This window comes from Bacillus sp. JZ105, assembly GCF_053903125.1.
Genome location: NZ_CP096387.1, coordinates 2,673,792 through 2,686,093, shown reverse-complemented (window position 1 = coordinate 2,686,093; position 12,302 = coordinate 2,673,792). Strand labels below are relative to the sequence as shown.

Sequence of the window (12,302 nt, the reverse complement as noted above, 5' to 3'; positions counted from 1 at the left end):
TGTCCTGATCTTTTTTCTTATTTAAACCAGCCTTTTTCTTTTGAGCGGGTAATGGCTTCGATGCGGTTTTTCACTTCCAGCTTATCTAAAATAATGGAAATGTAGTTCCGGACAGTGCCGCTTTTAATGCTGAGTTCTTTTGCAATTTCTTTTGTGTTTTTACCGTCTGCGACAAGTTCAAGGACCGATTTCTCACGCTCCGTTAAAGGATTTTCATCACTATATAAGTCTTCCATCAATTCAGGGGCATACACCTTTTTCCCTTTCATTACACTGCGAATCGCACTTGCCAGCTCCTCGCTTGGACTGTCTTTCAGCATGTAGCCGCTGACGCCCGCTTTTAGCGCCCTTTGAAAATAACCGGAGCGGGCAAAGGTCGTTAAAATGATGATTTTCACATCTGATCCTTTGAGCTCTTCCGCTGCATCAAGTCCGGATTTTCCCGGCATTTCAATATCCATTAAGCAAATATCAACAGGGTGTGTTTTGGCAAAATCGATGGCATCTTGGCCATTTGTACCTTTCCCAACAACCGTCATATCGTCTTCTAAATCGAGAAGTGAACCGAGTGCACCAAGCAGCATTTGCTGATCTTCCGCGATAAAGATGTTGATCATTTCATTCCCTCCTTTTCTTTTGCTGCTGAATCATTTGGAATGCTCATAATGAGCTTTGTCCCGTCCTTTGTTTCAATACGCAGGCGGCCATTTGCAAATTCCAATCTTTCTCTTATTCCTAAAAGGCCGTGGCCCTTCGTTTGAGAGGATGGATAGTCGCCTTTAAATGTTCCGTCGTCCTCAACGGTGATGATGGCTTCCTTTGACTTTTGGTGAATGGTGATTTTACAAACCGTTGCATCACTATGTTTGACGACATTCGTCACCGCCTCTTTGATGCACATGCTCACAATGTTTTCGTTCAGAAGTGAGATGTGTTTCGGTGCTTCCTTTTCATCATAAATCAATTCAATTCCAGCTGCTTCGAGAATTTGCTCGATGTTCGACATTTCATCTTTGATTCGGATGCCTTTCATGGAGGAAACAATCTTCCGCACTTCATTGAGAGACGTTCTGGCGGTCTGCTGGACGCTTTTGAGTTCGGCACGAGCCTGTTCAGGGTCTTTATACACGAGTTTACGGGCAAGATCACTTTTTAAACCGATCAAAGAAAGCTTTTGTCCAAGGGTGTCATGCAGGTCGCGTGCAATGCGCTGCCTTTCTTCAAGCTTCACAAGATCTGCAATCCGTTCATTGGCATATTCTAATTTCTCCTCAAGCCGTTCCCGTTCCTTCCTGCTTCGAATGCTGAGAGGAAGAAGAATGGCACTAATCAGGGTGATCACGACAAAAGGAATTTGTGTGAGAAACCAGCCCTTTTTTAAGATCAAACTAAAGTTCACTGCCACGGCGGCGCTCGCCAGATGGATATAGTACAAGATATAAAAGGGAACTTTTCGTTTAATATGTCCGTTAAAATAGGCGATGCAAAAAGCGAAATAAATATAGCTGTAGAGCATCACATAACCAGTTGAAATGCCGATCAATAAAAGGCCGAAGACATATAATGACCAGCCTTTTGCGACAAAGGCAAAACGATACACAGCGAAAAAGACGACGTTCAAAATAATGCCGATCACAATACCTAAAGTCGAAGGTGTCTTAAGGATAAAATAAAAGGGCAGGATGAAAAAAATGGCCCATATATAGGGAGAAATCCCATGCAATTTTTGAAGTTTAAACTGTTTTTTCATCCGTGTGCCACCTTTTTTCGTTTCTCATTCTTTTTCCTTACTTTATCAAATTCAGCCTGTTGATGCATCCTGTCAATGACAACAAGCCCCTTCTCGTGTAAGAAAGAGCCTGCGCCGATTATGCATTTTTCTTGAGAATGTCTCCTTTGATAACAGGGACGTTCATCTTCTTAGATTGCCGTGCTTCTCTAAACGTCACAAATGCTTTCGTTTCCTCATCCCACAGTCTAAATTTCATCGACTCAAGGCTTGTTTTCAACGTGATGGTCGGGACATTTTGCAACGGTTCACTTTGGTCATGGGCATGCTCTAAAAGATAATTCGGTACTCTTGGGCTTAAATGGTGGACATGATGGTAGCCGATATTACCTGTTAACCATTGAAGGAGCTTTGGCAATTTGTAAAAGGAGCTTCCTTCAACAGCTGCCTGCACATAATTCCAATGTTCATCTGCTTCAAAATAAGAGTCCTCAAACGTGTGCTGTACATAAAACAACCATACACCGATAGATCCTGAGATCAGGAAGATCGGACCTTGAACAAGCAGGAACTCCTGCCAGCCAAAAAGAAGACATGTTGCGGCTGCTAACGCAATGATGCTCATGTTTGTGAAATACGTGTTCCAACGCTCTTTTTTACGAGCATTTTTGACGTTGAAACGGTTTTTTAACAGAAAGACAAAGATCGGTCCTAAAATAAACATCACAAAAGGGTTACGATAAAATCTGTAGCGAAATTTCGTCCATGCTGATGCTTCTTGATATTCTTTGACTGTTAGGAGCCAAATGTCGCCAGTACCTCGTTTGTCTAAATTACTGCTTGTGGCATGGTGAATTGAATGATCTCGTTGCCATTGAAGATAAGGGAAAAGGGTGAGTACCCCCGTTAAAAAACCGAACAGGTGATTCAGCGGCTTTTGTTTAAAAAAGGATTGGTGGCAGCAGTCGTGAAAAATGATAAAGACACGTACTAAAAACCCAGCTGCAATAACCGCAAAGAAGAGGGTTAAAAGGTAGGAGATATTGAGACTATAATAGGCTAGAAACCAAAGTCCAAAAAATGGTATAAATGTATTGAAAAGTTGAATGATACTTTTTTTCGAATCAGCACCAGAGAATTGACCCACTTGTTTTCTTAAAGTAGCTTGCTGCTGTGTGTTTGTTGAAGTCGTCATGAACGTTCAAGTCCTTTCCGTTTCTTTCTACTTCAAAGTATAGAAGGAAAGGTGTCATGCTCATAGTAGCACCCATCATGTATTCAATATGACATTTGTCATGTTTGTCATCAAAAAGGCTGATGGGACACGGTTTTGAGCTTATTTCAATATAAATAAAAAAAGTAAAGGCGCTGGGTCCTCACTTTTATGAACGTGCTTCATGTACTTTTAACTGCTTGCCTTTAATGGGTGTGTGGCGCATGGCATTCAGCACAAGAGGGCCTTTGCCGTTTAAAATATCTACATATGTTTTCGTATCTTGAATCGTAATAATCCCAATGTCATCGAATGCAACGCCTTCTATTTTGGCAATGGTTCCAACGAAATCAACAGCCCGCAGTTTCTTTTTCTTTCCGCCGTTAAAATAAAGCTTCATAATATCTTTCTCAACGCCTGCCTGTTTATTTTCCTTTTGAACAGGCGTTTCAATCTTTTCTTCAAAGCTTTCTACATGCATTTCTGCTTCTTCCTTTGTTGGATAAGGCTGAGTTTGAAAATCTATGCCGGCATCCTGCTTTAATTCATCAATAAGCGGCTTTGCATTCTTTGTCATAAATGCAATCGTTTTCCCGCTTTTTCCCGCTCTGCCTGTTCTGCCAGTCCGGTGAATATAGCGCTCTTTTTCATAAGGAAGATCATAATGAATGACATGTGTCATATCACTGACATCAATCCCCCGGGCTGCTATATCTGTTGCGATCAGATAACGGAATTCACCTTTTTTAAATTCATCCATCACATCAAACCGGTCTTCCTGTCTCATGCCGCCATGAATTTTGTCACAGGGCACATCCCATTCGTCCAGCTTTATCGTAAGTTCATTCACCCGGTCTTGTGTATTACAGAAAATAATGCAGCTATCTGGATTTTCAATGACGATCGTACGCTGTAAAAGGGAGAATTTCGATTCTTCTTCCGTTTCAATGACGGTGTGGGTGATTTGCTGTACAGACGTTACTTCACGTGCAATCTCAATGACTTTTGGTGATTGTAAAAACTGTTCGCTCAATTTCTTCATGTCATCAGACATTGTCGCTGAAAACAGCATCGACATGCGCTTTGGCGGCAGATACTGAATAATAGAAGAGACTTGATCGATAAACCCCATGTTCAGCATCTCATCCGCTTCATCTAACACGAAAAATTTGAGATTTTCTAAAGAAAGGGTGCCTTTCTCAAGGTGATCCAAAATGCGGCCTGGTGTCCCGCACACAATATGGTTTTTCTGTGAAAGCTCTACTTTCTGCGCTTGAAAAGAGGCTTTTCCATAAATGGCTGCGGCTTTGATTCGTTTGAATCGCCCAAGGCTTGTGAGGTCTTGTTTGACCTGCATGGCGAGTTCTCGTGTCGGAACGAGGATGAGGGCTTGAGGTTTATTTTCAGCCCAATCAACCATTTCACAAATCGGCAGACCATAAGCTGCAGTCTTGCCGCTCCCAGTCTGAGATTTGACGATTAAATCCTGCTTTGAAAAAGCAACGGATAATGTCTCGTGCTGAACGGGTGTAGGTGTATGGAAGCGAAGCGCTTCTAACGCTTGTTTCAATTCATCACTTAATGGATATTGATCAAAATGTTGTAATGTCATCGTGTTCTCCTTTTCGTACATTCATACTTGTGACATCATACCATAACCATGACCGTGAATGAAAAGACATAAAAAAAGCCCCGTAAAGGAGCTTTCAGTCGCGGACAAATTCTCAAAGGAATCTGCGCTTTACTTTTTCCCAGTAAGAGTTGTCTTTTAATTTCACCGTTTTAATGACTTTTCCTGAAAGGCCAATGTCAATTTGTTTGACGTGTTTTGTGCCGAGCGCTTCGTTATCAAGCCCGATAATTGGATGATCGTTTCCATCCTGCACTACCTTGAGCGTCAGCTTGCGGTCACTGCTCAAGATGAAAGGAGCGCCTAATGTACGGTACGAGTTATTATTCAGCGATGCAAGCTCTGTGACTTGCATACAAGGAAGCATCGGATCAACCACGGCGCCGCTCACGGATTTATTGTAAGCCGTTGAACCAGTCGGAGTGGAAATAATCATGCCGTCGCCTCTAAAAGTTTCAAAGTGGAAATCATCTATATACACATCGATCACAAATGTTTTAATAATGCTGGAGCGGATCGACAGTTCATTTAAGCAATGGAACTGGTTTGTGCTGTCAACGCTTACATCGATGATCGGATATTTTCTCACTTCAAGCTGTTCAGTGTTCATGGCATCAATCATTTTATCAAAATGCTCTAACGAGAAATCGCAGTATAAGTGCGTATTTTCTGATTTTGATACCCCTACATACAAGCAGTCATCCCGGAAGTTTGTTTTACGTACTGCTTGAAGAAATGTGCCATCCCCGCCAATTGAAGCAATAATATGGGCATCCTCTGCACGCTTGACGACGTGAAAGCCCTGATCGGTAGCGAGCTTCTCGAGAGAAGAAATGTGTCCATCCAATTCATGATCTTTTTTGTAAAAGAAAAATACATTGCGACGATTATCTGTCATTGACGTTCTCCCCTTTGCTGTCAAAAATAATTTTCAATGATAAAGGGCTTACATGAAAACCCTTGCTCACATTTTACACTTTTTTCATATGAAAGTAAAAACTTTAGAAAGAACCATCTGAGGATCGGATGGCTTTATGAGAAATGAGTCGATGTGAGTGATTTGAAATGGCTGGATTCTGAGCATAATTGAATATCTGTTTTCTCATGAAAGAATGGTTTAGGTGTTTCGTTGCGGTGAAGATCTAGCCTATTAGGTGCAGGGAGAGGATAAAAAAGCCAATTTTTCGTCATGCGTTTGTCTACGCAGACGATGTAAAGTTGATCGTTATTTAAGAGAGGTGCTATCATATGCCTACATGAAATGTAAAAAAACCACAATTGCTGTGAAACATTTCATGCGGGCATTCGTATGAATGAAGTGAGATAAAAAGGAGGAGAAAAAGATGAATGCGAAAAGATGGGCAGCGCTAATTATTGCACTTGGTGTTTTCGGATTTTCAATTGTGATTAGTGTCACGATGGCCTTGTTCGATAGCTTCAATGACAATAAAATGAGCTATCAATTCGGGGATGAAATAGAAGAGAAGGTACTAGAGAATGGCAGCGGTGCAGGCAAGATTGCTGTTCTTGAGATTAATGGAACCATTCAAGATAATGGCGGCGCATCGAGCCTATTAGGCGGAGAAGGTTATGATCATCGTGCATTCCTCAAGGAACTAGATAAAGCGAAAGAGGATGCTTCTGTAAAAGGTGTACTGCTGCGCGTAAACTCTCCTGGCGGCGGTGTCTATGAAAGTGCTGAAATACATAAAAAATTAGAAGAAGTGAAAAAAGCGAAGAAGCCGATTTACGTATCTATGGGTTCAATGGCAGCTTCAGGCGGCTACTACGTGTCAACTCCAGCGAAGAAAATCTTTGCTTCACCTGAAACATTAACAGGATCGTTAGGTGTCATCATGCAAAGCTTGAATTATTCTAAGCTCGCAGATAATCTGGGTATTAAATATGAAACGATTAAGAGCGGGAAATTCAAAGATATCATGTCTCCAAACCGTGATATGACAAAAGATGAGCGCAACATCATGCAAAGCATGGTCGATAACTCTTATGAAGGATTTGTCAAAGTGATCTCTGAAGGACGCGGCATGTCAAAACAGGAAGTCAAGAAAATTGCTGACGGCCGAGTATATGACGGGACACAGGCAAAATCGAACGGATTAGTCGATGAGCTTGGGTATTATGAAGATGCATTAAAAGCGATGAAGAAAAATGAAAAAGGCTTAAAAGGAGCAACAGTGGTCAGCTATTCTCAAAGCTTTGGCTGGAACTCTCTTTTAAACATGAGTGCAAGCAAGCTCTTTAAAAGCGAAATTGATTTTCTGAATTTAAAAGAAACACTGGCTGGCTCAAATGGGTCTAAACCGATGTATCTCTATTCAAAATAAAGGAGGGATCATAGATGGATTCTACATTCGATGAAGTAAGCGAAAGCCGCAGCCAAGAGGAAGAATCGAAGCCGGCCTTTGTGAAGCGCGCTTCAATTGAAGCACAGGCGTTTGCAGGTTTTTGGATTAGATTTTGGGCATTTATTCTTGATTGGCTCGTCGTCTGGGGTGTAAACCATTTGACGGTTTCTCCAATCTTTAGTCTGTTTGGCTGGTCCAAAGGAGGGGGATGGTTTTCTCCATTTTCCGTCACAACGACGATTGTATTCCTCCTTTATTTCGCCATCATGACGAAAATCTTTCAACAAACACTTGGCAAGATGGTGTTTGGGATTAAAGTGGCCTCACTTCAGCCTGAAAAGAAGCTCTCATGGGATGTTATTTTCTTTAGAGAGATTGTGGGACGCTACATTAATACGATCTTTATTCTCTATGCTATCGTTGGGTTCTCACCGAAAAAGCAAGGGGTTCATGATTACTTTGCCGATACGGTGGTCGTCCATGAACATTTATATGAAAAAAAAGAATCAAACGTATAATCAGAGGAGTTTGGCCGGGTACCGGTCAAACTCTTTTTTGTTGATTGGGTATAAAATCCAGAATGAGAGCCATAATCGTAGGGAAAGCATCATTTGTTATGGAGGAAGTGAGCACAGTGCTTTACGTTTGGATCGCAGCGTTTTTGCTTCTTGTGATCTTGTTGATTTTCATGAAAGTAACCATTTCGCTGGACTATTCGCATACAAACGACAATGACCACATTGCACTGAAGGTCATCACCTTATATGGATTGATCAGACTCAAAAAAGAAATTCCGATGGTGAGGGTCAATCCAGAAGACCAAACGATTGATATTCGTGAAAAGAAAATGGAAAGCGCTAAAAACCTTGATCACGAAAAAGAATCGATGCATAAAAAAGTAGGAACACGTGATATGAAGCAAATCCTTCATCAAATGGAGCGCATCACAAAAGAGATTGTCGATTTAAACCGGATCATGCGCAAATTCTTCATTCACATAAGGGTTGTCTCATTTCACTGGTCGACATGGATCGGCTTTCATGACGCCGCTTTAACAGGTGTAGCAGCCGGAGGTGTGTGGTCAGTGAAAGGAGCACTGCTTGCCTTTATGCAGGAGCATCTCACCTTTAAGCATAAACCGGTGTATGAAGTCATTCCGGCCTTTCAGCACAATGTGTCACAGACTCAGTTTACATGTATAGCATATTTTCGTATTGGACATGCTATGCTTGCAGCCATTCGTTTACTTGTCCATTGGTTAAAAGGAAGAAAGGCGAGAAAAAGTGCCTCTCTTCAAGCAACGAAGAATGAATCATCTGTTTAAGGAGGAACCCGAAAATGGCAGATCATCCAATCCAAGGTCTCATGAAGACAGCGATGGAAAACTTAAAAGAAATGATAGATGTGAATACAATCATCGGCGATCCAGTCGAAACCCCTGACGGCAGTGTCATTCTCACTGTGTCAAAGGTTGGTTTTGGATTTGCAGCCGGCGGCAGTGAATTTAACGGGAACCAAAAGAAAGAAAAACGTTCTGATGAACAGGAACGAAAAGAGCCGAGACTCCCATTTGGCGGCGGAAGCGGCGGCGGGGTGTCGATTACACCAATCGCCTTCTTAATTGTTGGAACAAACGGAGTTCGAATGCTTCATTTGGATGAACACACACATCTGCTCGATAAAATATTGGATTCTGCTCCTCAAGCAATTGAACGTCTTCAGCACATGTTTAAGAAGGATGAGCGGGAGCACCGTCACAAAGAACGAAAACTAGATGACATAGACCTTTAAAAAGTTAGCTGCGCTGCAGTTAACTTTTTTTGCAAAATGGACGATTAGGCTTTGCAGTTTTTTGCTTTCTCTACTATGATAGAACCATACATTTGAAAAGGGAGGAATTGTTTTGGCATCGATCACATTTAAAGGAAGTCCTGTCACGCTTGTAGGAAATGAAGTAAAAGTAGGCGAGCAGGCTCCTGATTTTACGGTATTAACGAACTCACTTGGAGAAGTTTCACTTTCTGATTTAGCAGGAAAAGTGACGATCATCTCAGTGATTCCTTCTATTGATACAGGTGTGTGTGACGCACAAACAAGACGTTTCAATGAAGAGGCAGCGGGTTTAGGTCCGGTCAATATTTATACGATTAGTGCAGACCTTCCATTTGCACAAGCACGCTGGTGCGGAGCAAACGGAATTGAAAATGTCGAAACATTATCTGATCACAGAGATATGTCATTTGGTGAAGCATTCGGAGTGTATATGAAAGAATTGCGTTTATTGGCACGCGCAGTCTTCGTATTAGACCCTAACGGAAAAGTGGTTTACACTGAATACGTAAGTGAAGCAACGAATCACCCAAATTATGAAAAAGCCATTGAAGCTGCAAAATCACTGTTATAAAAGCAGCATCGACAAGAGCTCCGGCTTCATCCTGGGGCTCTTTTCAATGAGAACATATAGCTTTTAACAAAGCGAGGAGAGAAAAGCATTGCAGAAAGATCAAGTAAGTACTATTTTTGAACTGCTCGATACAGCTTCTATTCGATTAAAAAAGGAACAGGGCATTTCCTATATTGAAGCATTGGCAGAAGCAGGAGAAGCCTTTTTCCAAGCAAATGATCGAAACGGTTTATTAAAGGATTTAATAGAAAAAGCAGATTTTGCTTCTTATGATCATGAGCAGATTCGTAAAGCGTTTCAGCTCGCCGTATTGAAAGGTCAAAAGGATATTTCTCACCCAAATCGCCAGATGACACCAGATACGATTGGACTGTTTGTCAGCTATTTGGTGAATAAATTTTTAGACGGTCAAAAAGAGCTTGTAGTCTTTGATCCAGCAGCGGGAACAGGAAACTTACTTCTTGCTGTTTTAAATAATCTCACTGCAGAAACAAAACGCGGCTTTGCGTCTGAAATTGATGATGTGCTCATTAAAATTGCTTGGGCCCAGGCGAATTTAGAGGAGAAAGAAGTTGAGCTTTTCCACCAGGACAGTCTTGAGCCGCTTCTGATCTCACCGGCAGATGTCACTGTATGCAGTCTCCCAGTGGGCTATTATCCAAATGATGAGCGTGCAGCAGACTTTGAATTAAAGGCAAAAGAAGGACATGCCTTTGCCCATTATTTATTCATTGAACAAAGCCTTCGCTACACGAAAGAAGGCGGCTTCTTATTCTTCATCATTCCAAATGATTTGTTTGAAGGAAAAGAGAGCGTACAATTAAAGGATTTCATCAAAGATCATGCGTATATGAATGCGTTAATTCAGCTGCCAGTGTCCATGTTTAAGGATAAAAAACACGCCAAAAGCTTATTTGTGATGCAAAAGAAAAAAGAAGGGCTGAAAGCACCAAAACGAATGCTGTTTGCCAATCTTCCATCTTTCTCACAGAAGGAAGCAATGGTCGGTGTGATGAGAAAACTAGACCAGTGGTTTATAGAAGAAAAAGAAACGAAAGAATAGCCAGAGTGATTTCTGGCTATTTCAGCGTGTAGACAAACCCTCGCATTCGCCCGCAGGTCTGCGCTCCGGTGCTCACGAATCCCAAATTCGCTCTGCTCCGGTGCTCGCCCTTCCTAGAGCTGCAAAGGTTTTCTATCACGCTGAAAAGAAAACAAAGAGCTAAAATAAAAATCATTTTAGCTCTTTGTCAATAATCTGGATATTTTACTATTCAGAAAATAACGACTTATTGATGTAAGCGATAACAGTTTGAAGGTGCACTTGAAATGCAAAGTTTTCAATGTTTAAATGAAAAAGTCAGATATTTTTCGGACTTATCGTTAAACTATAAAAGACCCGTCAAACAGGTTGAATATAGCACCGGAAAAAACGTGAAACCTTATATAACAACTGAGTAAAAGGAGCGACAGTAATGTCCAAAATTATTGCAATCAACGCAGGAAGCTCATCTCTTAAATTCCAATTGTTCGACATGCCGGAAGAAACCGTTTTAACAAAAGGGCTTGTTGAAAGAATCGGAATGGACAACAGTATCTTCACGATTTCTGTAGATGGAGAAAAGAAAACAGAAGTGACAGATATTCCAGATCACGCAGTAGCGGTCAAAATGCTGCTTGAAAAACTAACTGAATTTCACATCATCAAAGACTTTAATGAAATTGATGGCGTAGGACACCGCGTTGTTCACGGCGGAGAGAAATTCAGCGATTCTGTTCTTTTAACTGATGAAGTGATCAATGACATTGATCAGCTTTCAGAGCTTGCACCACTTCACAACCCTGCAAACGTTGTAGGAATCAAAGCATTCAAACAAATTCTGCCTGACGTACCAGCGGTTGCTGTGTTCGATACAGCATTCCACCAAACAATGCCAGAGCAGTCTTACTTATACAGCCTTCCGTACGACTACTACAAAAAATTTGGTATTCGTAAATATGGATTCCACGGGACAAGCCACAAGTTCGTTACAGAGCGTGCAGCAGAGCTATTAGGCCGTCCGCTTGAAGAGCTTCGTCTGATTTCTTGCCACCTTGGAAATGGTGCGAGTATCGCAGCAGTTGAAGGCGGAAAATCAATCGATACATCTATGGGCTTTACACCACTTGCTGGTGTTGCAATGGGGACACGTTCAGGTAACATTGACCCTGCCCTTATTCCATTTATTATGGAAAAAACAGGACATACTGCTGAAGAAGTGCTTTCTACTTTGAATAAGAAGAGTGGTCTTTTAGGTGTGTCTGGTCTGTCAAGTGACCTTCGTGATATCGAAGAAGCAACAGAAGAAGGAAACGATCGTGCAGAAGTTGCTCTTGATATTTTTGCGAGCCGTATTCATAAATACATCGGTTCTTATGCAGCAAGAATGAATGGCGTAGATGCGATTATCTTCACAGCTGGCATCGGTGAAAACAGTTCAGAAGTAAGAGCACGTGTACTTCGTGGACTAGAATTCATGGGCGTTTACTGGGATCCTTCCCTAAACAACATGAGAGGCGAAGAAGCATTCATCAGCTACCCGCACTCTCCTGTAAAAGTGATCGTCATCCCTACAAACGAAGAAGTAATGATTGCAAGAGATGTTATGCGTTTAGCGTAATCAAGTTTGAAAAGCTCTTTTCCTTATTGGAAAAGAGCTTTTCAGATTGTTGACAAAGGGCTAAAATGATCTTTATTTTAGCCCTTTGTCTTCTTTTCAGCGTGAAAGAAAACCTTTGAAGTCTAGGAAGCTCGAGCACTGGAGCGGAGCGAATTTGACATTCGTGAGCACCAGCGCGCAGAGCTGACAACGAATGCGAGGGTTTGTCTACACGCTGAGCTCTTTTCCTTATTGGAAAAGAGCTTTTTTCTGTTAAAAGCAGCATGCTATAATGTTGTCCAATACGAAGCAAAAGGGAGC

General features: G+C 41.6%; 12 protein-coding genes. 7 read left to right on the top strand and 5 right to left on the bottom strand.

The window, feature by feature from the left end; genetic code table 11:
* Positions 1-17 precede the first annotated feature (17 nt).
* The 5 genes from M1D81_RS13775 to M1D81_RS13755 form a co-directional block, all read right to left on the bottom strand.
* Entirely contained in the window at positions 18-617 is a 600-nt protein-coding gene (locus tag M1D81_RS13775) for a response regulator transcription factor (RefSeq protein ID WP_024424818.1), read from the bottom strand.
* A complete protein-coding gene (locus M1D81_RS13770; protein ID WP_024424817.1) occupies positions 614-1,750 on the bottom strand; it encodes a sensor histidine kinase in 1,137 nt (378 codons plus the stop codon). The genes M1D81_RS13775 and M1D81_RS13770 overlap by 4 nt, the downstream gene beginning before the upstream one ends.
* Positions 1,751-1,868: 118 nt before the next feature.
* Positions 1,869-2,924 (bottom strand): fatty acid desaturase, encoded by a 1,056-nt coding sequence (locus tag M1D81_RS13765; protein ID WP_456266616.1) that lies wholly within the window; start codon positions 2,922-2,924, stop codon positions 1,869-1,871.
* Positions 2,925-3,111: 187 nt separating this feature from the next.
* Positions 3,112-4,554: a DEAD/DEAH box helicase gene (locus M1D81_RS13760; RefSeq protein WP_456266617.1), complete on the bottom strand. Its 1,443-nt coding sequence runs from the start codon at positions 4,552-4,554 to the stop codon at positions 3,112-3,114.
* Between the two features lie 112 nt (positions 4,555-4,666).
* A complete protein-coding gene (locus tag M1D81_RS13755) occupies positions 4,667-5,470 on the bottom strand; it encodes an NAD kinase (protein ID WP_024424814.1) in 804 nt (267 codons plus the stop codon).
* A 445-nt stretch (positions 5,471-5,915) separates the two neighbouring features.
* Between M1D81_RS13755 and sppA the strand changes: the two genes are divergently transcribed.
* The 7 genes from sppA (at position 5,916) to M1D81_RS13720 (ending at position 12,002) form a co-directional block, all read left to right on the top strand.
* A complete protein-coding gene (gene sppA / locus M1D81_RS13750; protein WP_456266618.1) occupies positions 5,916-6,917 on the top strand; it encodes a signal peptide peptidase SppA in 1,002 nt (333 codons plus the stop codon).
* Between the two features lie 14 nt (positions 6,918-6,931).
* On the top strand, positions 6,932-7,456 hold the full coding sequence (locus tag M1D81_RS13745) for an RDD family protein (RefSeq protein WP_456266619.1): 525 nt from the start codon (positions 6,932-6,934) through the stop codon (positions 7,454-7,456).
* Positions 7,457-7,554: 98 nt separating this feature from the next.
* Entirely contained in the window at positions 7,555-8,262 is a 708-nt protein-coding gene (locus M1D81_RS13740; RefSeq protein ID WP_456267112.1) for a DUF2953 domain-containing protein, read from the top strand.
* A 14-nt stretch (positions 8,263-8,276) separates the two neighbouring features.
* Positions 8,277-8,729: a GerW family sporulation protein gene (gene ytfJ / locus M1D81_RS13735; RefSeq protein WP_007501733.1), complete on the top strand. Its 453-nt coding sequence runs from the start codon at positions 8,277-8,279 to the stop codon at positions 8,727-8,729.
* 112 nt (positions 8,730-8,841) lie between these two features.
* The gene (tpx, locus tag M1D81_RS13730) at positions 8,842-9,342 is read left to right on the top strand and encodes a thiol peroxidase (RefSeq protein WP_024424810.1); all 501 of its coding nucleotides are present in this window, start codon (positions 8,842-8,844) and stop codon (positions 9,340-9,342) included.
* Positions 9,343-9,430: 88 nt separating this feature from the next.
* Complete coding sequence (locus M1D81_RS13725; RefSeq protein ID WP_025092266.1) at positions 9,431-10,405, top strand: class I SAM-dependent methyltransferase; 975 nt, start codon at positions 9,431-9,433, stop codon at positions 10,403-10,405.
* Between the two features lie 412 nt (positions 10,406-10,817).
* Positions 10,818-12,002, top strand: coding sequence for an acetate kinase (locus M1D81_RS13720; protein ID WP_456266620.1), 1,185 nt, complete (start codon positions 10,818-10,820; stop codon positions 12,000-12,002).
* Positions 12,003-12,302: the final 300 nt, after the last annotated feature.